General features: G+C 73.0%; 23 protein-coding genes. 20 read left to right on the top strand and 3 right to left on the bottom strand.

Annotated elements, in window-relative coordinates; all coding sequences use genetic code 11:
- Positions 1 to 338: 338 nt before the first annotated feature.
- The 4 genes from A949_RS0116660 to A949_RS0116645 all read left to right on the top strand — a co-directional run bounded on the left by A949_RS0116660 (position 339) and on the right by A949_RS0116645 (position 3,972).
- Positions 339 to 1,268: a sugar kinase gene (locus A949_RS0116660; RefSeq protein WP_019357154.1), complete on the top strand. Its 930-nt coding sequence runs from the start codon at positions 339 to 341 to the stop codon at positions 1,266 to 1,268.
- Between the two features lie 81 nt (positions 1,269 to 1,349).
- Positions 1,350 to 1,982 carry a bifunctional 4-hydroxy-2-oxoglutarate aldolase/2-dehydro-3-deoxy-phosphogluconate aldolase gene (locus A949_RS0116655; RefSeq protein WP_019357153.1) on the top strand — a complete coding sequence of 211 codons (633 nt, stop codon included), beginning with the start codon at positions 1,350 to 1,352 and terminating at the stop codon, positions 1,980 to 1,982.
- A 155-nt stretch (positions 1,983 to 2,137) separates the two neighbouring features.
- Positions 2,138 to 3,367 (top strand): cytochrome P450 family protein, encoded by a 1,230-nt coding sequence (locus tag A949_RS0116650; RefSeq protein ID WP_019357152.1) that lies wholly within the window; start codon positions 2,138 to 2,140, stop codon positions 3,365 to 3,367.
- 110 nt (positions 3,368 to 3,477) lie between these two features.
- Positions 3,478 to 3,972 (top strand): GNAT family N-acetyltransferase, encoded by a 495-nt coding sequence (locus A949_RS0116645; RefSeq protein ID WP_019357151.1) that lies wholly within the window; start codon positions 3,478 to 3,480, stop codon positions 3,970 to 3,972.
- Between the two features lie 80 nt (positions 3,973 to 4,052).
- Here A949_RS0116645 and A949_RS0116640 read toward each other — a convergent pair whose 3' ends face one another.
- Positions 4,053 to 5,075 (bottom strand): Gfo/Idh/MocA family protein, encoded by a 1,023-nt coding sequence (locus A949_RS0116640; protein WP_019357150.1) that lies wholly within the window; start codon positions 5,073 to 5,075, stop codon positions 4,053 to 4,055.
- Between the two features lie 151 nt (positions 5,076 to 5,226).
- On the opposite strand from A949_RS0116640, the gene A949_RS0116635 reads away from it, so the two are divergent.
- From A949_RS0116635 to A949_RS0116595, 9 genes are all read left to right on the top strand, one after another.
- Complete coding sequence (locus A949_RS0116635; RefSeq protein WP_037706613.1) at positions 5,227 to 5,946, top strand: GntR family transcriptional regulator; 720 nt, start codon at positions 5,227 to 5,229, stop codon at positions 5,944 to 5,946.
- A gap of 240 nt (positions 5,947 to 6,186) precedes the next feature.
- Complete coding sequence (locus A949_RS0116630) at positions 6,187 to 7,182, top strand: sugar ABC transporter substrate-binding protein (protein ID WP_051019530.1); 996 nt, start codon at positions 6,187 to 6,189, stop codon at positions 7,180 to 7,182.
- On the top strand, positions 7,179 to 8,279 hold the full coding sequence (locus tag A949_RS0116625; RefSeq protein WP_019357147.1) for an ABC transporter permease: 1,101 nt from the start codon (positions 7,179 to 7,181) through the stop codon (positions 8,277 to 8,279). The genes A949_RS0116630 and A949_RS0116625 overlap by 4 nt, the downstream gene beginning before the upstream one ends.
- Entirely contained in the window at positions 8,276 to 9,073 is a 798-nt protein-coding gene (locus A949_RS0116620) for an ATP-binding cassette domain-containing protein (protein ID WP_019357146.1), read from the top strand. The genes A949_RS0116625 and A949_RS0116620 overlap by 4 nt, the downstream gene beginning before the upstream one ends.
- A 215-nt stretch (positions 9,074 to 9,288) precedes the next feature.
- The gene (locus tag A949_RS0116615; protein ID WP_019357145.1) at positions 9,289 to 10,383 is read left to right on the top strand and encodes an ROK family glucokinase; all 1,095 of its coding nucleotides are present in this window, start codon (positions 9,289 to 9,291) and stop codon (positions 10,381 to 10,383) included.
- Between the two features lie 59 nt (positions 10,384 to 10,442).
- The gene (locus tag A949_RS0116610) at positions 10,443 to 11,012 is read left to right on the top strand and encodes a hypothetical protein (protein WP_019357144.1); all 570 of its coding nucleotides are present in this window, start codon (positions 10,443 to 10,445) and stop codon (positions 11,010 to 11,012) included.
- Between the two features lie 194 nt (positions 11,013 to 11,206).
- The gene (gene pcaDC / locus A949_RS0116605) at positions 11,207 to 12,505 is read left to right on the top strand and encodes a bifunctional 3-oxoadipate enol-lactonase/4-carboxymuconolactone decarboxylase PcaDC (RefSeq protein ID WP_019357143.1); all 1,299 of its coding nucleotides are present in this window, start codon (positions 11,207 to 11,209) and stop codon (positions 12,503 to 12,505) included.
- Positions 12,495 to 13,172, top strand: coding sequence for an MBL fold metallo-hydrolase (locus tag A949_RS0116600; protein ID WP_019357142.1), 678 nt, complete (start codon positions 12,495 to 12,497; stop codon positions 13,170 to 13,172). The genes pcaDC and A949_RS0116600 overlap by 11 nt, the downstream gene beginning before the upstream one ends.
- A gap of 47 nt (positions 13,173 to 13,219) precedes the next feature.
- Positions 13,220 to 13,999, top strand: a complete 780-nt coding sequence (locus A949_RS0116595; protein ID WP_019357141.1) for an exodeoxyribonuclease III — start codon at positions 13,220 to 13,222, stop codon at positions 13,997 to 13,999.
- 39 nt (positions 14,000 to 14,038) lie between these two features.
- On the opposite strand, the gene A949_RS0116590 is transcribed toward A949_RS0116595, so the two are convergent.
- Positions 14,039 to 15,883, bottom strand: a complete 1,845-nt coding sequence (locus A949_RS0116590; RefSeq protein ID WP_019357140.1) for an SGNH/GDSL hydrolase family protein — start codon at positions 15,881 to 15,883, stop codon at positions 14,039 to 14,041.
- A 177-nt stretch (positions 15,884 to 16,060) separates the two neighbouring features.
- Here A949_RS0116590 and A949_RS0116585 point away from each other — a divergent pair, with 177 nt between their 5' ends.
- The 5 genes from A949_RS0116585 to A949_RS0116565 all read left to right on the top strand — a co-directional run bounded on the left by A949_RS0116585 (position 16,061) and on the right by A949_RS0116565 (position 19,837).
- Positions 16,061 to 16,504 (top strand): DUF6278 family protein, encoded by a 444-nt coding sequence (locus A949_RS0116585; protein WP_026004722.1) that lies wholly within the window; start codon positions 16,061 to 16,063, stop codon positions 16,502 to 16,504.
- Between the two features lie 77 nt (positions 16,505 to 16,581).
- On the top strand, positions 16,582 to 17,319 hold the full coding sequence (locus A949_RS0116580) for an amino acid ABC transporter ATP-binding protein (RefSeq protein WP_019357138.1): 738 nt from the start codon (positions 16,582 to 16,584) through the stop codon (positions 17,317 to 17,319).
- 59 nt (positions 17,320 to 17,378) lie between these two features.
- Entirely contained in the window at positions 17,379 to 18,284 is a 906-nt protein-coding gene (locus tag A949_RS0116575; RefSeq protein ID WP_019357137.1) for a glutamate ABC transporter substrate-binding protein, read from the top strand.
- An 18-nt stretch (positions 18,285 to 18,302) separates the two neighbouring features.
- A complete protein-coding gene (locus tag A949_RS0116570; RefSeq protein WP_019357136.1) occupies positions 18,303 to 18,947 on the top strand; it encodes an amino acid ABC transporter permease in 645 nt (214 codons plus the stop codon).
- Positions 18,944 to 19,837: an amino acid ABC transporter permease gene (locus tag A949_RS0116565; RefSeq protein WP_019357135.1), complete on the top strand. Its 894-nt coding sequence runs from the start codon at positions 18,944 to 18,946 to the stop codon at positions 19,835 to 19,837. Before A949_RS0116570 ends, A949_RS0116565 begins: the two co-directional genes overlap by 4 nt.
- Before the next feature lie 12 nt (positions 19,838 to 19,849).
- Here A949_RS0116565 and A949_RS0116560 read toward each other — a convergent pair whose 3' ends face one another.
- Positions 19,850 to 20,569 carry a hypothetical protein gene (locus A949_RS0116560; protein ID WP_019357134.1) on the bottom strand — a complete coding sequence of 240 codons (720 nt, stop codon included), beginning with the start codon at positions 20,567 to 20,569 and terminating at the stop codon, positions 19,850 to 19,852.
- Positions 20,570 to 20,716: 147 nt separating this feature from the next.
- On the opposite strand from A949_RS0116560, the gene ggt reads away from it, so the two are divergent.
- Together ggt and A949_RS0116550 are read left to right on the top strand one after the other, a co-directional pair.
- On the top strand, positions 20,717 to 22,624 hold the full coding sequence (ggt, locus tag A949_RS0116555) for a gamma-glutamyltransferase (RefSeq protein WP_019357133.1): 1,908 nt from the start codon (positions 20,717 to 20,719) through the stop codon (positions 22,622 to 22,624).
- 376 nt (positions 22,625 to 23,000) lie between these two features.
- Positions 23,001 to 23,933, top strand: a 933-nt coding sequence (locus tag A949_RS0116550) for a serine/threonine-protein kinase (RefSeq protein WP_019357132.1), incomplete at its 3' end; no start/stop codon positions are given.

The raw sequence follows: 23,933 nt of genomic DNA, 5'->3' as shown, positions 1-23,933 counted from the left end.
GCCATACCAGGCATATGCGAATCGGCTCCCGGCGCCCGGTCCTCCGCCGGGGTCTCGCAGTGCCGGGCCCGTGCGGCGCGGGCGGCGGCTGCCGCCTCGGCGGCGGTTGCACCCCACCCGGGTCGGGGGAGTGCGACGGAAGTCGGCGCACCGTGGGCCCCATCGACTACCTTCGACTCGCCAGGTGAGCCGACGCCGTACCTCAGGTGTCGTGCCACCCGGGGGTGGCTTACCCGGCGTAAACGGGTAACGTTCCCCACAGAGAGTGATGCGCGGGCGGTAGATATGGGGAGTCAACGGTGAGAAACGGCCCGGAAGCGGTTACCTGCGGTGAGGCCATGCTGCTGATGCTCGCCGAACCCGGCCTCCCCCTGGAACGCGCGACGCACTTCCGGCGTTCCGTGGCCGGGGCCGAGTCCAACGTCGCGGCCGGACTCGCCAGGCTGGGCCACTGGGCCCGCTGGATCGGCCGGGTCGGGGACGACCCGGCGGGCGAGGCCGTACTGCGGGAACTGCGCGCCGACGGCGTCGATGTCTCCTGTGCCGAGATGGACCCGGAATCGCCGACCGGACTGCTGCTGCGCGACAGCCACCCCCGCCGCGCCGTCGACGTGCAGTACTACCGGACCGGTTCGGCCGCCTCGCTGCTCAGCCCCGCGCAGATCACCCCCGAGGCACTGGCCGGTGTGCGGCTCGTGCACGTCACCGGCATCACCCCGATGCTCTCCGAGGACGCCGAGAAGGCCACCCACGCCCTGATCGAGGGCGCGCGGCAGGCCGGTGCCACCGTCTGCTTCGACCCCAACGTGCGGCGCAAGCTGGGCACCGACCACGAGTGGATCCGGCGCGTGGGGCCGCTGCTGCGCGAGGCCGATCTCGTCCTCGCCGGGGAGGAGGAGATCGAACTCCTGCTGGGCGCCGGGCCGGACGAGGGTGCCAAAGCCCTGCTGACGCTCGGCCGGGCCGGCACCGTCGTGGTCAAGCACCGCGACCACAGCGCGGTCGCGCACACCGCCGAGGGCCAGTGGCGGCAGGAGCCCTTCGAGGTGCCGGTCACCGACCCGGTCGGCGCGGGTGACGCGTTCGCGGCCGGCTGGCTCTCGGCCCGGCTGCGCGGGCTGGACCACCAGCAGGCCCTGGCCGAGGCCGCGTGCGTGGCGGCGCTCGTCGTCCAGGCGCCCGGCGACATCGACGGCCTGCCCACCGCCGCCGCCCGCGACCGCGCGCTCGCGGCCTTCACCCACGGCACCGACCCGGTGCACCGCTGACCCCGCTTCCGGCCCCGCCTCCGCGGGGCCCGGCCCGGTGCCGGCCGACATCCCACAGACCGAGAGAGGCGGCGAACTGCCGTGTACCGCTGGGAGATCACCAGAGCGGCGCTGGAACAGCGCGTCCTCGCCATCGTCCGCGCGGACAGCTACGAGAGGGCGGCCGCCACGGCCGACACCCTGCTCGCCGCCGGGCTCACCAGCCTGGAGGTCTCGCTGACCACCCCGTACGCGCTGGACGCCATCAGCACGCTGCGCCGTGAGACCGGCGAGGACTCGGTGATCGGTGCGGGCACCGTCCTGGACAGCGCCTCGGCCCGCCTCGCCGTCGACGCCGGTGCCCGCTTCCTCGTCGCGCCCGCCCTCGACGAGGAGGTCATCCGCACCGGGCACCGCTACGGGGTTCCCGTCTTCCCCGGCGTCGCCACTCCCACCGAAGCCGTCCGGGCGCTGGAGCTGGGCGCCGACGGACTCAAACTCTTCCCCGCCTCGCAGTACGGGCCCGACTGGCTGCGGGACGTGCGCGCGGCGCTGCCGCAGGCTCCCTTCCTGCCCACCGGCGGCATCACCCTCGACGAGGCGCCCGAATGGATCGCCGCGGGCGCCGCCGCCTGCGGCATGGGCTCCGCGCTGACCGATGGCCACGACCGGGAGACGACCACCAAGCGGGTCGCCGGACTCCTCAAGCGCCTCCAGGACGCCGCACCCGACTGAGCCGCGCACCGGGGCGGCCCGTCCGCCGACCGGAACGGACCGCCCGTCCGCCGGGGAACGGCGGCCGCCGCCCGTCCCGCCGCGGCACGGAACGCCCCTCCGCTGGCCGAAAACGCCCCGGTGACCCGCCGCGAACCCGCTCCTAGGCTCGCCCCATGGCTGACCGCAGCGTGCTGGATCTGAGCCCGGACACGGACGGCATCGTCGACCTCGCCGTGCTGGGGGACGACTTCGTCCGCGACCCCTACCCCGTCTATGCCGCGCTGCGCCGCCGCGGCACCGTGCACCATGTGCGCACCCCGGAAGGCGCGCTCGGCTGGCTGGTCGTCGGCCACGACGCGGCGCGTGCCGCCCTGAACGACCCGCGGCTCTCCAAGGACTGGGCCAACGCCTCCCCGGAGGCCGGAACTCTCTCGATCTCCCCCGGCACCCACATGCTGATCAGCGATCCGCCCGACCACACCCGGCTGCGCAAACTGGTCAGCAGGCAGTTCACGCCACGCAGGATCGCCGCGCTGGAACCCCGGATCCGGGAGCTGACCGCCGGGCTGCTGGACCGGATGCTGGCGCACCCCGACGGGCGCGCCGACCTGGTCGACTCCCTCGCCTTCCCGCTCCCGATCGCGGTGATCTGCGAACTGCTCGGCGTGCCGGACCTGGAGCGCGAGCGCTTCAGCGCCTGGAGCGACCACGTGCTGAGCGCGGCCCCGGAGGAGGAGAAGCGCGGCTCGGCGGAGGCGCTCGGCGGCTATCTGGCCGAACTGCTGGAGCGTCAGCGCGCACGGCCGGGCGAGGACCTGCTCAGCCTCCTGATCCGGACCAGCGACGAGGACGGCGACCGGCTGTCCACCGGCGAACTGCATGGCATGGCCTGGCTGCTGCTGGTGGCCGGGTACGAGACGACGGTGGGGCTGATCGCCAACGGCGCGCTCGCGCTGCTGTGCCATCCCGACCAGCTCGCCGAGTTGCGCGCCGATCCGGCGCTGCTCGACGGAGCCGTCGAGGAGATGCTCCGCTACGACGGTCCGGTCGAGACGTCCACCTACCGCTTCACCCGCGAACCCCTGGAGATCGACGGCACCCTGATCCCCGGGGACGGCCGGCTGGTGCTGCCGGTCCTTGCCGACGCCGACCGGGACCCGGCGCGCTTCCCCGAGGGCGACCGCTTCGACATCCACCGGGAGAGCGGCGGCCACCTCGCCTTCGGACACGGCATCCACTTCTGCCTGGGCGCCCCGCTGGCCCGCCTGGAGGCCCGGATCGCCTTCCGGATGCTGCTCGAGCGCACCGAGCGGCTGGAGTTGGACGCCAGTCCCGCCGCACTGGAGTGGCGGCAGGGCACCGTGCTGCGCGGGGTGAAGAGCGTGCCGGTACGGTTCGGCTGACCAGCGGGTTCCCGGCCCGGGAACCCGACCGGGTGCGGGCTGTGGTCCCGGCCGGGGGACGTGTTGTGAAGCATGGACACAGGTCCGTACCAGGCTCGTAGGGTACCGGCATGCGGATCAGTCAGTGCCGGGAAGAAGACCTCGAACTCCTCGAGGCGCACATGCCGCTGCGCGGGGCGGCCACCCCACACGAGGCCCGCTACGCGCGGCAACGGCAGGGCAGCGCCACGTTCCTGCTGGCCTGGAAGGACCGGCGGCCGGTCGGCAGCTGCGAGATCCGCTGGGCGGGGTGCGAGGCGCCGGAGGTGCGGGCAGCGCATCCCGGCTGCCCCGAGGTGCACGGGCTCGGGGCGTGGCACGGCGCCCTCCGCTCCCAGAACATCAGCACAGCGCTCCTCCAGGAGGTGGAGCGCCTCGCCGCGGAGCGGGGCTGCCGCGCGGTCGGGCTCGGCGTCGAGAAGAACAATCCACGGGCGAGCGCGCTCTACGGCCACCTCGGCTATCGCGACTCCGTGCCGTATCTGGACTGCTGGAGCTACCAGGACGGGGCCGGAGTGATCCACCGGGTGGCCGACGCCTGCCTGTTCATGATCAAGAAGCTGTGACCGCCCACCGGGCGCACCGACCTCCCGGTGTGGCCGGCGGGTCCGTCGCCGCGGGTGCCGGCCCGGCGGGCGGCCCCGGCTCAGCCGGCCCGGGAGTGCTCGGCGCCGTCGAGCGCGGCCGGCGCCACCGGGACGCCGGTGGCGCGGGACAGCTCGCAGGCCTCCGCGGCCAGCAGCGCGGCGAGGGCCTCCCGGCCGTCGCAGGGGTTGGGGATCTCGCCGCGGAGGGCGCGCACGAAGGCGTCGATCTCGGCCTCGTACGCCGGTCCGAACCGCTCGAGGAAACCGGGCCAGGGGCGCTCCGGCGGCGGGGGAGCGGCCGGTTCCAGTGAGGTGAGGGGCGTGCGTGCGTCCAGCCCGACCGCGAACTGGTCCCGCTCGCCCGCGAGCTCCATCCGCACGTCGTAGCCGGCGCCGTTCATCCGGGTCGCGGTCGCGGTGCACAGGGTGCCGTCGTCCAGGGTGAGGAGCGCGGCCGCGGTGTCCACGTCGCCCGCCTCCGCGAACATGGCGGGACCCGCGGCGGAGCCGGTGGCGTGGACGGAGACGATCTCCCGCCCGGTCACCCACCGCACGGCGTCGAAGTCGTGGACGAGGCAGTCCCGGTAGAGCCCTCCCGAGTGCGGCAGATAGGCGGCGGGCGGCGGCGCCGGGTCCGAGGTCATGGCCCGTACCGTGTGCAGCCGGCCGAGGCGGCCCGTGCGCACCGCCTCCCGGGCGGCCGTGTACCCGGCGTCGAAGCGCCGCATGAAGCCGATCTGCAGCAGGGTTCCGGCCGCCGCCACATCCGCGAGCGCGGCCCGGGTGCCGGCCGGGTCCAGGGCGATGGGCTTCTCGCAGAAGGCCGGCAGTCCGCGCCGGGCCGCGGCGCGGATCAGTTCGGCGTGCGAGGCGGTGGCCGAGGCGATCACGACCGCGTCGAGGTCCGCGTCGAAGAGGTCGGGCACGTCGGGCACCGCGGTGGCGCCGAGGGCGGCAGCCGTCTCGTGGGCGCGTGCGGCGTCCGCGTCCGCGACCACCAGTCCGCTCACCTCGGGATGCGCGTCGAGGGTGCGGGCGTGCAGGGTGCCGATCCGGCCGGTGCCGATGAGTCCGATGCGCATGGGCCCACGCTCGCCCGCGCGCCGAGCGGTGTCAACGCTTTGCCTTTTCGTCTTTTCGTCCTGACAATCGAATGTACGGTTCACGCGATCGCCGAAGGGCACTACGCTCCCGTCCGTGGCCAAGAATGATCCGGTGGACCTGCAGCTCAGTGTGGACCGCGCCAGTCCCGTCCCGCTCTACTTCCAGCTCGCCCAGCAACTGGAGAGCGCCGTCGAGCGCGGCAAACTGGCGCCCGGGAGCCTGCTGGGCAACGAGATCGAGCTGGCCGGCCGCCTGGGGCTCTCCCGCCCCACCGTCCGGCAGGCCATCCAGTCGCTGGTCGACAAGGGGTTGCTGGTCCGGCGCCGGGGCATCGGCACCCAGGTCGTGCACAGCCAGGTCAAGCGTCCCATGGAGCTGAGCAGCCTCTACGACGACCTGGAGGCGGCGGGCCAGCGCCCGGCCACCCGGGTGCTGCGGCACGACGTCGAGGAGGCGACGGGGGAGATCGCGGCGGCGCTGGGAGTGCCCGAGGGCGCCGAGGTGCGGCTGGTGGAGCGGCTGCGGCTGGCGCACGGGGAGCCGATGGCGCACATGCGCAACCATCTGCCGGTGGATCTGCTCACCCCGCGGGAGGGCGAGCTGGAGACGACGGGCCTCTACCGGCTGATGCGCGGGGCCGGAGTGACGCTGCACTCGGCCCGGCAGTCCGTGGGCGCGCGGATCGCGGACGCCGCCGAGGCGGAGCTGCTGGGGGAGGCCGAGGGCGCTCCGCTGCTGACGATGGAGCGCACCACCTACGACGACACCGGTCGCGCCGTCGAGTACGGCTCGCATCTCTACCGCGCGTCCCGCTACTCCTTCGACTTCCAGCTCCTGGTGCGTCCCTGAGCCCTTGAGAGGTGCCCTGTGCGAGAGCCCCGTGCCGACCACGTTGACGGCCGTCCTGCTCGCCGCTACACATCCCGGTCGGAGGGGGTGGCAGTGGAGCCGGCGGACCGGGCGGGGGGTTTCCGGCCACCGTGGCGGATATGTGTGCGAAGATCCAGGGCGGTTCCCGACCGTATACCTACCCAGAGAGCAGGACAGGTGGCCAGCGTGCAGAGGTCCCGGCGAAGGTTCCGCAGGTCCATACGTACGACAGGAGCCGCGCTGGCGGCGACGGCCGTCGCGCTGACCGCGCTCGCCGGGTGCAGCAGCACCGGAGGCAAGCGGGCGGAGGAGGCGCGCGAGCAGGCGGCCTCGGGCAAGGCCAACGTGTCCACCCCGCGCTGGAAGGTCGCCATGGTGACGCACTCCGGCGACGGCGACACCTACTGGGACATCGTGCAGAGCGGCGCCGAGCAGGCCGCCGCCAAGGACAACATCGAGTTCCTCTACTCGCACGACAAGGAAGCCGGCCGTCAGGCGCAGCTCGTCCAGACGGCGATCGACAAGAAGGTCGACGGCCTGATCGTCACGCTCGCCAAGCCGGACGCGATGAAGCGCGTGGTCAAGAAGGCCGTGAAGGCCGGCATTCCGGTCATCACCATCAATTCCGGCCAGGAGGTCTCGCAGGACTTCGGCGCGCTGACCCACATCGGCCAGGACGAGGTCCTCGCGGGTGAGGCCGTCGGCCGCGAGCTGAACGAGCGGGGCCGGAAGAAGGCCGTCTGCCTCATCCACGAGCAGGGCAACGTCGGTCACGAGCAGCGCTGCGACGGCATCAAGAAGACGTTCGACGGCAAGGTCAAGAACCTGTACGTGGACGGCACCAACATGCCGGGCGTGCAGTCGTCGGTCGAGGCCAAGCTCCAGTCCGACAAGAAGGTCGACGCGGTCGTCACGCTCGGTGCGCCGTTCGCGGCCACCGCGGCGAAGGCGAAGAAGAACGCGGGCAGCGAGGCCGAGATCGACACCTTCGACCTCAACGACAAGGTCGCCGCCGGACTGCAGGACGGCACGATCGGCTTCGCCGTCGACCAGCAGCCCTACATGCAGGGTTACGAGGCCGTCGACCTGCTCTGGCTCTACCGCTACAACGCCGACATGCTCGGCGGCGGCAAGCCGGTGCTCACCGGGCCGCAGATCCTCACCAAGAAGGACGCGGGCAAGCTGGCCGAGCTGACCAAGCGGGGCACCCGATGACGGCCCCGGCCCGGTCCGGCGGCCCGGGCGCCCCGGACGCCCGGCAGCCGGAGGACCCCCGTCCGCCGGCCCCGGCGGCGGCCGACGAACGGCTGGTGCACCGCCCGCTGGCGGTGCGGCTGCTGCGCCGTCCGGAGCTGGGCGCCGTGGTCGGCGCCCTCGCGCTGTTCGTCTTCTTCGCGCTGGTCGCGGACAGCTTCCTGCGCCCCTCCAGCCTCTCCACGATCCTCTACTTCTCCTCCACCCTGGGGATCATGGCGGTGCCGGTGGCGCTGCTGATGATCGGCGGGGAGTTCGACCTGTCGACCGGCGTGATGGTGACCTCCTCCGCGCTGGCCTCCTCGATGTTCAGCTACCAGATGACGGCCAACACCTGGGTCGGTGTCGGGGTGTCGCTGCTGGTCACACTGGCGATCGGGCTCTTCAACGGGATCATGCTCACCCGTACCAGGCTGCCCAGCTTCATCATCACGCTGGGTACCTTCCTGATGCTGACAGGGCTCAACCTCGGCCTCACCAAACTGATCAGCGGCACGGTCACCACCAAGAGCATCAGCGACATGGAGGGCTTCGACTCGGCCAAGGCCGTCTTCGCCTCCACGCTCACCCTCGGGGGCGTCGATCTGCAGATCACCATCGTGTGGTGGCTGCTGCTGGTGGCGGCGGCCACCTGGATCCTGCTGCGCACCAGCGTCGGCAACTGGATCTTCGCGGTGGGCGGCGGTGTGGAGGCGGCCCGCGCCGTGGGCGTGCCGGTGGCCCGCACCAAGATCGGCCTGTATCTGGGCGTGGCGTTCGCCGCCTGGATCTCCGGGCAGCATCTGCTGTTCAACTACGACACCGTCCAGTCGGGCGAGGGCGTCGGCAACGAGCTGATCTACATCGCCGCGGCCGTCATCGGCGGCTGCCTGCTGACCGGCGGCTACGGCTCCGCGGTCGGCGCCGCCGTGGGCGCACTGATCTTCGGCATGGCCAACAAGGGCATCATCTACGCGCAGTGGGACCCGGACTGGTTCAAGTTCTTCCTCGGCGCGATGCTGCTGCTCGCCACGCTGCTGAACGCGTGGATCCGGAAGCGCGCGGAGGCGACCCGATGAGCGAGGTACAGCCGGCCGACGACGGGGCGCTCGTCGAGCTGTCCGACGTCAGCAAGTTCTACGGCAACATCCGGGCCCTGGAGGGCATCTCCCTGACGGTGCGGCCCGGGGAGATCACCTGTGTGCTCGGAGACAACGGGGCGGGCAAGTCCACCCTGATCAAGATCATCTCAGGGCTGCACCAGCACGACGGCGGCACCTTCCGCATCCAGGGCGAGGAGACCCGGCTCTCCTCGCCGCGCCAGGCGCTGGACCGCGGCATCGCCACCGTCTACCAGGACCTGGCCGTCGTCCCGCTGATGCCGGTGTGGCGGAACTTCTTCCTCGGCTCCGAGCCGACGACCGGCCGCGGGCCGCTGCGCCGGCTCGACGTGCAGCGCATGCGGCGCACCACGCACAGCGAGCTGCTGCGGATGGGCATCGACCTGCGCGACGTCGACCAGCCGATCGGCACGCTGTCCGGCGGCGAGCGGCAGTCCGTCGCCATCGCCCGCGCCGTGCACTTCGGGGCCAGGGTGCTGGTGCTCGACGAGCCCACCGCCGCGCTCGGGGTGAAGCAGAGCGGTGTCGTGCTCAAGTACGTCGCCGCGGCCCGGGACGCCGGCCTTGGCGTCGTGCTGATCACCCACAACCCGCACCACGCCTATCTCGTCGGGGACCGCTTCGTGCTGCTCAAGCGCGGCGCCATGGCCGGGTCCTACGTGAAGGACGGGCTGGAGCTGGAGGAGCTGGTGCGGCAGATGGCGGGCGGTTCGGAGCTGGACCAGCTCAGCCACGAACTGCAGCGCGACTGAGCCCCCGGTGCCCCGGGCCCGCCGGCCGCAGCCGGGGCGGGCCCGGCGGTGCACGGGACTCCGAGCGCCCGTGCGCCGGACGACGTACCGTTGACCCCTGGCAGCAGCGGGCGCACCCGTGAGACCCCTCCCAGAGAGACGACCACCTCTTGAACGCGGACAGCTTTCAGCGAGCAGACCGGGTCCACCGACGGCGGACGGGCCCCAGCCCGAGCGTGCTGAGGACCGTCAGCACGCGAGAGCGCCGCTCCCATCTGTCGGCGCCCCGCGTTCCCACCGTCGGAATCGACATCGGCGGCACCAAGGTCATGGCCGGTGTCGTGGACGCCGACGGGGTGATCCTGGAGAAGGTGCGGGCCGAGACACCGGAGAAGTCGAAGAGCCCGAAGGTGGTCGAGGACACCATCGCGGAGCTGGTGCTCGACCTCTCCGACCGGCACGACGTGCACGCCGTCGGCATCGGCGCGGCGGGGTGGATCGACGCGGACCGCTCCCGGGTGCTGTTCGCGCCGCACCTCGCCTGGCGCGACGAGCCGCTCAAGGACGCGCTGACGGCGCGGCTGGCGGTGCCGGTGATGGTGGATAACGACGCGAACACCGCGGCGTGGGGCGAGTGGCGGTTCGGCGCCGGGCGCGGCGAGGACCACCTGGTGATGATCACCCTGGGCACCGGGATCGGCGGCGCCATCCTGGAGGACGGCCGGGTCAAGCGCGGCAAGTACGGGGTGGCCGGCGAGTTCGGCCATATGCAGGTGGTGCCCGGCGGGCACCGGTGCCCGTGCGGCAACAGAGGGTGCTGGGAGCAGTACAGCTCCGGGAACGCGCTGGTCCGGGAGGCCCGCGAGCTGGCCGCCGCCGAGTCGCCGGTCGCCTACGGCATCATCGACCGGGTGGGCGGCCAGGTCGGCGACATCACCGGACCGCTGATCACCGAGCTCGCCCGCTCCGGCGACGCCATGTGCACGGAGCTCTTCCACGAGGTCGGCTCCTGGCTGGGGGTGGGGCTGGCCAATCTGGCGGCCGCCCTGGACCCGTCCTGCTTCGTGGTCGGCGGCGGGGTGAGCGCGGCCGACGAACTGCTGATCGAACCCGCCAGGGAGGCGTTCCGACGGCAGCTCACGGGCCGCGGATACCGGCCGGAGGCCCGGATCGTGAAGGCGCAGCTGGGTCCCGAGGCGGGTATGGTCGGTGCTGCGGACCTGGCCCGGCTGGTGGCCCGCCGCTTCCGGCGTGCCAACCGGCGCCGGCTGGAGCGCTACGAGCGCTACGAGCGGGCGGCGGACAACCTGCGCCGGGCCGTCGGTCAGTGACGGGGCCGGGACCGCCGCCCCGCCGAACATCCACCACACTCTCCGAGACGCCCAGCGCCATGCCGCACACCGACGACAGCCCCCGCCCCTCCGAACCCCGCGAGCGCCCTCCGCACCGGCCCCGCCACCGCCTCGCCGTACTGGTGATCGTGGTGCTGCTCATCGCGCTGCCGGCCGGTTACCTGGTGCAGTCGGCGTTCAAGAGCCGCGCCAGCGGCAAGGACAAGGAGCGCGCCGCCGCCGCGACCAGCCTCACCTACGCGCGGCCCCCCAAGGTCAGCCAGCGGATCTACAGCGTCCCGGTACCGGTCTCCTCGACCCGGGTGGCCTTCTACGAGGCGAACGCCTGGCAGAAGAGCACCATGTGGGTGCAGTTCCGCACCAGCCCCAAGCGGCTCACCGAGTTCCTGGAGGACATCGGGAGCAGCCGCGCCGAGCTGACCGAGGGCGAGGTCGCCATCAGCGGGCGGAAGGCCAGAGTGGTCGGCTGGCGGTTCGACGAGCCCAGCAGCCACTACCGGAGCCTGCGCCTCGACCAGTCCGGGAGCGAGCCCGACCTGGTGATCACGGTGGACACGACCTACCGGAGCAGACCCCGGGTCTACGTCGTCTCCACCGCCGAGTTCTGAGTCCGCACGGTTCCTCCACGGACTCCGTGCGTGCTCCGCACGCCCCGCGCACGCTGCCGCCACGGATGCGCCCTGCGTCCTGGAGCGGGCGCCCCCGAGGAGTGCGGACCGCCCGCCGCTCGATAGCGTGCACGCGTGAGCAACGGCCGTCCCTCCCCCAACCCGTCCCGCACGTCAGCTCGAGGTGAAGCACGGTGACCCCCGCCCAGACGCTGCAGCACCGGACCGACGGGCCCGACAACGCGCCCGTACTCGTCCTCGGCCCCGCCCTCGGCACCACCTGGCACATGTGGGACCGGCAGATCCCCGAGCTGACCCGGAACTGGCGGGTGCTCAGATTCGACCTGCCCGGACACGGCGGCTCCCCGGCCTACTCCGCCGACTCGGCCGACGCCTACGCCGAGCGGCTGCTGGCCACCCTCGACCAGCTGGGCATCGAGCGCTTCGGCTACGCGGGCTGCTCCCTCGGCGGCGCGATCGGCGTCCAGCTCGCGCTGCGGGCCCCGCAGCGCGTCACCTCGCTCGCGCTGATCTCCTCCTCGCCCCGGTTCGCCACCGCGGACAGCTGGCGGCAGCGCGGGGTCGTCATCCGGACCAACGGGCTCGACCCGATCGCCCGCACCACCCCCGAGCGCTGGTTCACCCCGGGCTTCGCCGCCGCGCAGCCCGCCATCGTCGAGTGGGCCGTGCAGATGGTCCGCACCACCGACCCGGGCTGTTACATCGCCGCCTGCGAGGCGCTGGCCTCCTTCGACGTCAAGGACTCGCTGGACCGCATAGGGGTGGGCACGCTGGTCATGGCCGGAGCCGAGGACCAGGTCACCCCGCCGGCCGAGGCCCGGGCGCTGGTCGCGGGCATCCCCGACGCGCGGCTCGCGATCGTGCCCGGCGCCTCGCATCTGACGCCGGTCGAGCAGCCCGGGGCCGTCACCGACCTGCTCATCCGGCACTTCACCACCACCTGGCAGGACTCGGCCGCCGGCCCGCCGGCGCCGGCGCCCGTCATCAGCCCCGTGCCGCCCCAGGCGTCCGCGGTCGCCGAGCTGGAGTCCGGTGCGGCGGCGGCGCTGCGCACCGACTCCTACGACACGGGGATGAAGGTGCGCCGCGAGGTGCTCGGCGACGCCCATGTGGACCGCTCCCTGGAGCAGGCCGACGACTTCACCGAGGACTTCCAGAACTTCGTCACCCGGTACGCCTGGGGCGAGGTGTGGACCCGTACCGGTGTCGACCGGCGCACCCGCTCGGTCATCACGCTGACCGCGCTGGTGGCCCGCGGCCATCTGGAGGAGCTGGCCTTCCACGTCCGGGCCGCGCTGCGCAACGGGCTGACCCCCGCCGAGATCAAGGAGGTGCTGCTGCAGACCGCCGTCTACTGCGGGGTGCCCGCGGCCAACTCGGCGTTCACCGTCGCCCAGCGGGTGATCCGGGAGGAGACCACCCCGGAGGACCACCGGCAGCCGCGGGAGGAGAATGAGCCCCATGGGAACTGATGCCAACGACACCGCGCTGAAGCTCACCAAGCAGGGCCACGCCAGCGTCCGGCTGGAGAAGGACGGCCGCACCCTCGTCATCGACCCGGGCGGCTACAGCGAGCAGGAGGCCGGGCTGGGCGCGGACGCGCTGCTCGTGACGCACGAGCACCCCGACCACTTCGACGAGCTGCGGCTGCGCGCCGCCATGGAGGCCAACCCCGAGGCGCAGATCTGGACGCTGCGCAGCGTCGCCGAACAGCTCTCCGGCGCCTTCCCGGGCCGCGTCCACACCGTGGGCCACGGTGACACGTTCGAGGCGGCCGGATTCGAGGTCGAGGTGCACGGGGAGCTGCACGCCGTCATCCACCCCGACATCCCGCGGATCACCAACATCGGCTTCGTCGTCGACGGGCTGGTCTTCCACCCCGGCGACGCGCTCACCGTCCCCGAGCGGCCCGTCAAGACGCTGCTGCTGCCGGTGTACGCGCCCTGGAACAAGTACGCCGAGGTGCTGGACTACGTGCGCACCGTCAGCCCCGCGCAGGTCTACGACGTCCACGACGGCCTGCTGGGCGACCTCGGGCTGGCGTTCTTCGGCCGGATGCTCGGCGAGGGCGGCCCCGGAACGGGTGGCGCGGCGCACAACCAGCTCCGGCCCGGCGAGAGTGTCCGACTGGCGCGGTAGCCTGCATTCTGCCGGGGGACGACCCCCGTGACCCCGACGGAGTCCGCATGCGAATTGCCACCTGGAACGTCAACTCGATAACGGCCAGACTGCCCCGCCTGACGCAGTGGCTGGAGTCCGCCCAGCCCGACGTGCTCTGCCTGCAGGAGCTCAAGGTGTCCGACGACGCCTTCCCGCAGCAGGAGCTGCGCGCGCTCGGCTACGAGTCGGTCGTCAGCGCCCAGGGCCGCTGGAACGGCGTCGCCGTCCTCTCCCGTGTGGGCATCGAGGACCCGGCCCTGGGCCTGCCCGGCGCGCCCGCCTGGGAAGGCGCCGTCGAGGCCCGCGCCGCCGCGGCCACCTGCGGCGGGGTGCGCGTGTGGTCGCTGTACGTACCCAACGGGCGCGAGGTGGGGCACCCGCACTACGAGTACAAGCTGGAGTGGCTGGCGGCCCTGCGGGACGCGGCGGAGAAGTTCGCCTCGGCCGCGACGCCGTTCGCGGTGCTGGGCGACTTCAACATCGCGCCGACCGACGAGGACGTCTGGGACATCGCCGAGTTCGAGGGTGCCACCCATGTGACCGCCCGGGAGCGGGAGGCGCTCGCCGCCCTGGAGGCGGCGGGCGTCTCGGACGTCCACCCGCGTCCGCTGAAGTACGACGTGCCGTTCACCTACTGGGACTACCGGCAGCTCTGCTTCCCGAAGAACCGCGGCATGCGGATCGACCTCGTCTACGGCAACGAGGCGTTCACCACCGCCGTCTCGGACGCCTACGTCGACCGGGAGGCCAGGAAGGGCAAGGGCGCCTCCGACCACGCTCCGGTGGTGGTCGACCTGGAGGTGTGACGCCCCCGCGCTCCCCGGCCGGGTGCTCCGCGGTGCGGTTCAGTCCGTGAGCAGCCGCAGGTCGACCGACTCGCCGAGAGCGCGCAGTCCCGCGTCACCGGGGTGCAGATGGTCGCCCGAGTCGTATTTGGGCGCCATCCGCTCCGGGTGGGAGGGGTCCCGCACCACCTTGTCGAAGTCCAGGACGGCGTCGAACCGGCCACCGTTGTCCCGGACGAAGGCGTTGACCTTCGCCCGCTTTGCCTCGACCTCCGCCGTGCAGTCGTGATATCCCTCGCACGGCGTGATCGTCGCCACCACGACCCGCGTCCCGCGCTCGGCCGCCCGCGCGGCGATCGCCTTCATCCCGGCGATCACCTGCTCCGCCGAGGCGCCCCAGCGCACGTCGTTGATGCCTTCGAAGAGCACCACCGTCCGCACATTGGTCTGGGCCAGTACGTCGCGCTCCAGCCGGTGCTGCGCGCTCACCCCCGCCGTGTCGCTGCTGACGCCGTCGCCGGCATAGCGGTCGGTGACGATGCGGTTGGCGGAGATGCCCTCGTTGAGCACCCCGAGCCGCGGCACCCTGCTCTGCGCCAGCAGCCGCCCGGCCAGCACGTCCGGCCAGCGCCGGTTGGCTCCCCGCGTGGAGCGGACGCCGTCCGTGATGGAGTCCCCGAGGGTGACCACCGAGCCGGGGCCGCCCCGCACGTCGACGCCGGTCAGGAACGGCCACATGGACAGCGAGCCGGTGAAGGCCGACCCGCCGGTCTCGCCGGTGCGGTCGCCGCTGCCGTCCTCGCTCAGATACGACCGCTGCTGCGCCTCGCTGTGCACCGGCGCCGCGGACACCGGGCCGGGCAGGTGGATGCTCACCAGCAGATTGGTGTCGGAGGGCACGTCGAAGCCCACGGGGTCGCTGACGGCGCGGGCCCCGGCCGGGATCCGGGTGCCGGGACGGCCGCCGTCGAAGGTGAGCGGAGTCGGGCGCCGGTGTGCGGCGGCGCCGTTCTTCTGCACGGCGATCGAGGCGTGCCCGATCCGGACCGGCTGCGCGGCGAAGGTGTTCTCCAGGCGGATCCGCGCCCGGGGGCCGCCCGCCGAGGTGTGCACGACCAGCCGCAGCGTCCGGTCCCGCCACTCGCCGGTGCCGGTGTAGCCGCCGGTACCGGCGGACCAGCTCCCCGTCCACCCGGTGGCCTCGGGCCGCACGGCGAGGTCGAAGACGTGCAGGTCGGCGTCGGCGCCCGGGTCCCGGGGCAGGGTGACCGAAGCGACCGTGCGGCCGCGCTCCAGGGGCACGGTCACCGCGTAGAGCCGCGCCTTCTCCGCGAGCTGCCCGTCCCGCCGGGTGTTGAGGTGGGGCAGCGCGACGGCCTTGGTGGCCAGCGGGCCGCCGCGCCAGTCGCCCGCGGTGAGCGTGTAGCCGCTGCGGGACCCGTCCCGGTACCGGACGGTGCCCTCGCCGCCGGCGGTGTCCGCCGCGCCGTGCGGCGAGGTGGCGGCCACCAGGAACGTGAGCGCGTCGCCCCGGCCGCCGACCCGCACCCGCTGCCCGTCCGCACGTACGTTGTCGGGGCGACCGGGGGCCCGGTCCGGCCAGCGGAGTCCGGCCGCGTCCAGGTTCAGCCGGGTGCCGGGTGCCCAGCCCGCGGCCTTGAGGTCCTGCGCGGAGAGGGAGCGTCCGGCGCCGTCGAAGTCGGCGGCGTCCGGTGCGGTGTCGTCGCTGACCGCACGGTTGTCGTAGAGGCGTTCCAGGGGGAGCGGCCGCTCGGCGCCGGGGCCGGCGGGCGCCGTCTGCCGGGTGCTCTGCTGCGCGGTGGCCGTCGCCACCAGGGTCGGTGCCGTCGCGGCCACGGCGGCCACCAGGACGGTGAGGGACCGGGTCCAGGTACGTCTGCGCACGTGATGCCCTCTCGTGGGACTCCTGCTGCGGTGCGTGCACCCCGGATTCCACCGAGGCGAGGTGAAGTTAGAGAGGCTCTGACGCGGCGTCAAGGTGTCCGGCGGCCCAAACCGGCCGGGCTTCGCACCCAGCGCGCCTATAGTGCCCACGGGCGCGAGGATGCCACGCTGATGCGCATGCACTTCCCCTTTCTGGACAACTGGCGCAAGCCCCACCCGGATGCCGAGGGGGCGGTCGCATCGAGCCGCCGGCTGTCGGACGATCCGGAGGACGCGGCGCAGCTCCTCTCCGAATGCGAACTCCTGCGCGAGCAGGCTCGCGGGGCGGGTGTCGAACTCGACGACTCGGTGGAGTCCCTGGCCGCGCTGGACCAACTGCTGCCGCACTGGCGCGAGGACCCCGAGGTCACCCCGTGGCTCGGTACCGACGCCGGGCTCTACCTGGGGACCGTGATGGTGCGGTCGGTGCCGGGAGCGCGCTGGGTGCGGTGGCCCAACGGGCAGCCGGTGGTGCGGCTGCCCTCCGGACGGGAGGCGGACGTGCTGGAGGAGGGCACCAACTGGGCCGAGACGGGCTCGCCGGAGCTGTCCCAGGCGTACGCCGAGGTCAGCGAGGACTGACCGACGCCGACCGGTATATCGCCTTGCTGCGTGTCATCCCGGTGATGACCCATTCGGCCCGATAGTTTCCGTTCCCTATGGAACCGCTGATCGAGCTGCGCGGAGTCAACAAGCACTACGGCACGCAGCACGTGCTCCGGGACATCGACCTCACCGTCGGCCGCGGCGAGGTCGTCGTCGTCATCGGCCCGTCGGGCTCCGGCAAGTCGACGCTGTGCCGCACCATCAACCGGCTGGAGACCATCGGGTCCGGCACCATCACCCTGGCCGGCCGCCCCCTCCCGGAGGAGGGCCGGGAACTGGCCCGGCTGCGCAGCGAAGTCGGCATGGTCTTCCAGTCGTTCAACCTCTTCGCGCACCGGACCGTGCTGGACAACGTGGCGCTCGCGCCGCTGAAGGTGCGCGGCAGGAAGAAGGACGCGGCACACACGCAGGCCCGGGAACTGCTGCGCAGGGTCGGCCTGGCCGAGCACGCGGATAAGTACCCGGCGCAGCTCTCCGGCGGCCAGCAGCAGCGGGTGGCCATCGCGCGCGCCCTGGCCATGGATCCGCGGGCGCTGCTCTTCGACGAACCCACCTCCGCGCTCGACCCGGAGATGATCAGCGAGGTCCTGGAGGTCATGCGGCAGCTCGCCCGGGACGGCATGACCATGGTCGTGGTCACCCACGAGATGGGCTTCGCGCGCTCCGCGGCCCACCGTGTGGTGTTCATGGCCGACGGCCGGATCGTCGAGGACCGCGCCCCGGGCGAGTTCTTCACCGCGCCGCGCAGCGAGCGCGCCAAGGACTTCCTCGCCAAGATCCTCGAGCACTGAGGGGCCCGGACGTGCCTACGCCTGCTCCGTCCAGCCGCACCCGTACGAGCCGGGGTGCCGTGCACCGCCTCGCCCGCTGCCTGGCCGCCGGGCTGCTGCTCGCCGTCGCCGGATGCGGAGCCCCCGGCAGCCCTCCCGCCCGCGGCCCGCAACCGGGCAGGCTCCCGCACTACGCCGTCGACCGGGGCTTCGCGCTGCCCGCCTCGCCCACCTGGCGCAGCGCGCACCGCAGCGGGAAGCTGACGATCGGCGTCAAGGAGGACCAGCCGGGCATGGGGGAGAAGAACCCGGCCACCGGCGTGTACAGCGGCTTCGACATCGAGATCGCCGAGATGACGGCGGCCTCGCTCGGGTTCGACCCGGACCGGCAGATCAGCTACAAGGCCATCGCCTCCGCGAACCGCGAAACCGCCCTGCAGAACGGCCAGATCGACTACTACGTCGGCACCTACACCATCAACGAGGGCCGCAAGAAGCTCGTCGGCTTCGCCGGGCCCTACTACATCGCCGGGCAGCGGCTGCTGGTGCGCCGGGACGAGAAGCAGCTCACCGGCCCCGAGGGGATGGCCGGCCGGAAGATCTGCTCGGCGGTCGGCTCCACCCCGCTGCAGCGCGTCCAGTCCGACTACCCCGGTGCCGACGCGGTCGCCTACGACAGCTATGCCATCTGCGTGGACAACCTCCTCAACCACCAGGTCGACGCGGTCACCACGGACGACACCATCCTGCTGGGCTACGCGGCCAAGGACCCGGCGCATCTGAAGGTCGTCGGCAGGGCGTTCTCCGAGGAGCCGTACGGCATCGGCGTGCCCCGCCGGGACCGTGCGCTGGCCCGTGCGCTGGATCGGGCCCTCGTGGCACGGGAGCGGAACGGCGACTGGAAGCGGGCCTATGACGTCACGCTCGGGCTCTCCGGCCGCCCCGCACCGCGGCCGCCCCGTGTCGACCCCGCGCTCACGCGCTGAGAGGAGTGCGAACGGCCCATGGACGTACTGACGGAGAACTTCTCCCTCTACGGCGAGGGTTTCTGGGGGACGGTGCGGCTGACCCTCTATTCCTCGCTGCTGGCGCTGGCCGTCGGTGTGCTGACGGCCGGGTTCCGGGTGGCGCCGGTGCGCGCGCTGCGCGCCGTCGGCACCACCTGGGTGACGGTGCTGCGCAACACCCCCCTGACGCTGCTGTTCTTCGGCCTGCTGCTGGGCCTGCCCCGCTTCGGTGTGGCGCTGCCGTTCGAGCTGTTCGCGGTGCTGGCACTGGGCTGCTACACCTCCGCGTTCATCTGCGAGGCGGTGCGCTCGGGCATCAACACGGTGCCGGTGGGGCAGGGCGAGGCGGCCCGCAGTCTGGGGATGACCTTCGGGCAGACACTGGGCGCCGTCGTGCTGCCGCAGGCGTTCCGCACCGTCATCGCGCCGATCGGCTCCACCCTGATCGCGCTCGCCAAGAACTCCGCGATCGCGGGCTCCTTCAGCGTCGTGGAACTGCTGAGCACCTACAAGACGCTCAGCGAGAACGGATACAGCGTGATCTGGAGCTTCGCGTGGATCGCGGTCGGCTATCTGATCCTGACCCTGTCGATCAGCGCGCTCTTCCACGCCATGGAGCGGCGCTGGGGGGTGGCCCGGTGAGCCCGCGCTTCCGCTCCCGGCGGCACGCGCCGCCGCGGCCCTCCGCGCTCTACGACATCCCCGGCCCCAGGGCACGGACCCGGCACCTGCTCTACGGGGTCCTGACGACTCTCGCCCTCGCGGCGCTGGTGGCCTGGGTGGTCCAGCTGCTCGTCGTGACCGGGCAGTTCGCCTTCGTCAAGTGGCGGCCCTTCGGCTACGCGGGGATCCAGGAACTGCTGCTGCGCGGTCTCGGCAACACCCTGAAGGCCTTCGCGCTGGCGGCCGTCCTGTCGCTGGCCCTGGGCGGTCTGCTGGCCGCCGGGCGGCTCTCCGAGCACCGGCCGGTGCGGTGGGCCGGCACCCTGCTGGTGGAGTTCTTCCGCGCGATGCCGGTACTGGTCATGATCTTCTTCGTCTTCGTCGCCCTGGAGGTCCAGCCGCTGCCGGCCCTGGTGACCGGGCTGACCCTCTACAACGGCTCCGTGCTCGCGGAGGTCTTCCGTTCCGGTGTGCTCTCCGTCGACCGCGGCCAGCGGGAAGCCGCCTACGCCCTCGGGATGCGCAAGACCCAGGTCATGGTGTACGTCCTGGTGCCGCAGGCGGTGCGCGCCATGCTGCCGGCGATCATCAGCCAGCTCGTCGTCGCGCTCAAGGACACCTCGCTCGGATACCTGATCACCTACGAGGAGTTCCTGCACGCCGGGCGGCTGATCGCCATCAACATGGACTACACCATGCCGTTCATCCCCGTCGTGATCGTGATCTCGACGGTCTACATCGGGCTGTGCATGCTGCTGTCCTGGTTCGCCAACTGGGTCGCACGGCGCGAGCGCGGCAACGTCAAGAACGAGGCCGTCCCGGTGGCTCCCGCCGAAGCCGCCCCCACCATGCCCGGCGCCGAGCCGTGAGCACGTGCGGCCTCACTCCGCCGCGGTCGTCGCCGCGCGGGTCACGTCCGCGACCAGTTCGACCACATCCGGCCCGTAGGCCTGCGAGTTGACGACCTTCAGCAGCAGGCAGAAGGTGCCGTTGCGGCCGTGCTTGCGGGCGAGCCTGGCATGGTGGCGCACCAGGTACCGGGCGGCGGCCTGGTTGTCGACGGGCCGCTGCCCGCATATCAGGAAGACCGGCCGCGTCCCGGGCCCGTCCTGGTTCCCGGTCAGCCTGGCCAGCAGCACGTGCTCGACCGTCCCCTTCTCCGCCCGGTAGCGGTCGCTGCCGATGGCGAAGACGCCCGGAGCCTCGCCGTCCATGACCACCGAGACCCCCGGCAGCAGCGACTGCAGATGCGCGGCGGTCCGCCGGTTGGAGGCCGGGCCGCCCAGGCAGAACTCGGTGCGTTCGCCGAACCCCTGGCGGGTCGTGTCGTGCCCGACGATGTCCGCCCTGGCGCCGCAGTCCTTGATGATGCCGGACAGTTCCAGCAGCGCGAACACGTCGTCGGGCGCCACCTTCCACTCCTCGACAGCCGGGTCCCGGTTGACCACGAGCAGGCAGGAGGAGTTCTCCGGCATGCCGAAGAAGCGCTGCTTGCGGTGGAGCCTGCGGCGCCACAGGGAGCTGCGGGCCAGCCAGCCCGCGGCTGCCGTGAGGGCGGCGGCGATCAGTCCGAGTGCGATCTCTCTCAGGTTCTCGTCCATGGGGGCGCAGCGTAGGCCCTCGGAACGGCGGAGTCCGGCCGGGTGGCCGTCCGGCGGCTCGCCGCGGGGTGCTGACGCATCCGCGTCAACCGCACTACGCTGCGCGGATCACGCGCGTTCCCCGGAGCACGCCCCAAGGAGGCCCGCATGACGCCCTCTCCCGCCGGCCACCCGCCGCGCCCCGACGACGGCCCGCCCGCCCGCGCGGGCGGGCGCACCGCACCCGGCCCCGCCCGTACCGCGCGCCGTCTCGCCGCGGTGCTCGGCACCGGGGCCGTGGTGGCGGGCCTGCTGGGCGCGGCGCCGGCCCAGCCCGACCGGCACCCGGCCGGACCCGGCCACCCGCACGGCAAGTCCCCAGTGGCGACCGGCTACGGGGGCGCCGTCTCCAGCGTGGACGCCGATGCCTCGGCGGCGGGCATCAGGGTGCTCAGGAACGGCGGCAACGCGGCGGACGCGGCGGTGGCCACCGCCGCGGCGCTCGGCGTGACCGAGCCGTACTCGGCGGGCATCGGCGGCGGCGGGTACTTCGTGTACTACGACGCGGCCACCCGCCGGGTGCACACCCTCGACGGCCGCGAGACGGCGCCCCGCAGCGCGGACCGGAACCTGTTCACCGAGGACGGCGAAGCCCTCCCGTTCGACCAGGCCGTCACCAGCGGCCTCGGCGTCGGCACCCCGGGCACCGCCGCCACCTGGGAAAAGGCGTTGCGCGCCTACGGCACCAAGTCGCTCGCCCAGGCGCTGCGCCCGGCCACCGAACTGGCCCGGCGGGGCTTCACGGTCGACCGGACCTTCCGCGACCAGACCGCGCAGAACGAGGACCGCTTCCGCGACTTCCCGGCGACGGCGAAGCTGTTCCTGCCCGGCGGTGAACTGCCCGAGGTCGGCTCGCGGCTGCGGAACCCCGACCTCGCCCGCACCTACCGGGAACTCGCCCGCGAGGGCACCGACGCGCTCTACCGCGGCGGAATCGGCCGCGACCTCGTACAGGCCGTGCGCAAGCCGCCGGTGGCCGAGGGCACGGACCGCACCGTGCGGCCCGGCGATCTGACGGCAGCGGACCTGCGCACCTACCGGGTGCTCGCCCAGCGCCCCACCCGGACCGACTACCGCGGTCTGGACGTGTACGGCATGGCGCCCTCCTCGTCCGGCGGCACCACCGTCGCCGAGGCGCTCAACATCCTCGAACGCAGCGACCTGGGCTCCCTGAGCCGGAAGGCTTATCTGCACCGCTATCTGGAGGCCGGCCGGATCGCCTTCGCCGACCGGGGCCGCTGGGTGGGCGACCCGGCCCAGGAGGACGTGCCGACCAGGGGACTGACCTCGCAGCGGTTCGCGGACGCCCGGGAGTGCCTGATCGACGACGCCGCGGCCCTCCGGAGTCCGGTGGCGCCGGGCGACCCGCGGCGGCCGGAGTCCTGTGAGCGCGGGGACGCCGACCAGACCGCGCCCACCGCCTACGAGGGCGAGAACACCACTCATCTGACCGTGGCCGACAAGTGGGGCAACGTCGTCGCCTACACCCTCACCATCGAGCAGACCGGCGGCAGCGGCATCACCGTGCCGGGCCGGGGGTTCCTGCTCAACAACGAGCTGACCGACTTCTCCTTCGTGCCCAGCGCCCCCGGGGTGCACGATCCGAACCTGCCCGGGCCGGGGAAGCGTCCGCGCTCCTCGATGTCGCCGACCGTCGTCCTGCGGCACGGCAAGCCGGTGCTGGCGCTGGGCTCGCCGGGCGGATCGACGATCATCACGACGGTGCTGCAGACCCTCACCAACCACCTCGACCGCGGGATGCCGCTCGTCGACGCCATCGCCGCGCCGCGCGCCAGCCAGCGGAACACGGCGAAGACCGTCGCCGAGCCCGCGCTGCTGGACAGCCCGGTACGCCGCCGACTGGCCGCGCTCGGGCACTCGTTCGAGGAGACGGCGGAGATCGGCGCCGTCACCGGGGTGCGGCGACTGCCCGGGTCGGGCCACTGGCGCGCGGCGGCCGAGCCCGAGCGCCGCGGCGGCGGTTCGGCGATGGTCGTACACCCCGCACGGCGCTGACGGACCGGCACGGACCCGGCGGCGGGCGGGCCGCGATGCCGCCCCGCCCGCCGCATCCGCCGGGCGCCGGCCGCCCGGCCGCGTGCCACCGTCCCGCCCGGTCGGCGGCCGAACGCCGCGCGTCCGGCGGCCCGTTCCGCACCGGTCCGCCGCTGCCGCCCGGTTCGCGTCCGCCCGGTGCCCCGTATCCCCCTGCGTCGTCCGTACCAGCCCGTCCGGCGCGCCCGCGGGTCCGTGAGGCCCGGCGGACCGGAAGCGCCGAACCGGGGCCGACCGCCCTGCACGGTGCGTGGTTGCCGCCTGATCACAGGCCGTACGATCGCTCTGCAAAGCTGTGTGACGGCCCGTCGCGGCCGAACGGACCGGGGGAGAGGGCATGAGGTCCCTGCGTGCGGACGATCCTGAACGCATCGGCCAGTACCGGCTGCTGGGGCGGCTCGGCGAAGGGGGAATGGGCAGCGTCTATCTCGCCCAGTCCCCGCGCGGCCGTACCGTCGCCGTCAAGCTGGTCCGGCCGGAGCTGGCCGGACACGCCGAGTTCCGGCACCGCTTCGAGCAGGAGGTCGGTGCCGCACGCCGGGTGGGCGGCGAGTGGACGGCGCCGGTGCTGGACGCGGACACCGAGGCCGATCCGCCCTGGGTCGCCACCGGCTACATACCGGGCATCACGCTGTACGAGGCCGTCGCCGACCGGGGGACGCCGCTGCCCGCACGCACCCTCCGCATCCTGGCCAACCGGCTCGCCCGCGCGCTCGGCGCCGTCCACGAGGCCGGGCTGGTCCACCGGGACGTGAAACCGTCGAACATCCTGGTCACCATCGACGGTCCGCGCGTCATCGACTTCGGTATCGCACGGGCCCTGGAGACCGTGGCGGACGCGCATCTGACGCGGACGGGCGCCGTCGTCGGCTCGCCCGGGTTCATGTCGCCCGAGCAGGTGCGCGGCGACCGGGTGACCGGGAGCAGCGACATCTTCTCGCTCGGCTCGGTGCTCGCCTTCGCCGCGACGGGACGCACCCCCTTCGGGGGCGACGGAGCGGCCGCGCACGTGCAGTTGTACCGGATCACCCAGGAGGAGCCCGACCTGGCGGGCGTTCCCGGAGAACTGCGGGACCTGGTCGCCGACTGCCTGGCCAAGTCCGCCGCGCAGCGGCCCGGGCTGCCGGAGATCCTGGACCGGACGGCGGACCCCGAGGGGGAACCCGGCCCCGGCACGTCCGGTTCGGAGACCACCGACCCCTGGCTCCCGGCGGGTCTGGTGGCCCAGTTGGGCCGGCACGCGGCACGCCTGCTGGACGCGGAGGTGCCC

Source organism: Streptomyces sp. AA1529, assembly GCF_000280905.1.
In the GTDB taxonomy this organism is placed as follows: domain Bacteria; phylum Actinomycetota; class Actinomycetes; order Streptomycetales; family Streptomycetaceae; genus Streptomyces.
Note: the sequence above shows the minus strand (reverse complement) of the source record. Positions and strands in the feature narration are given on the sequence as shown.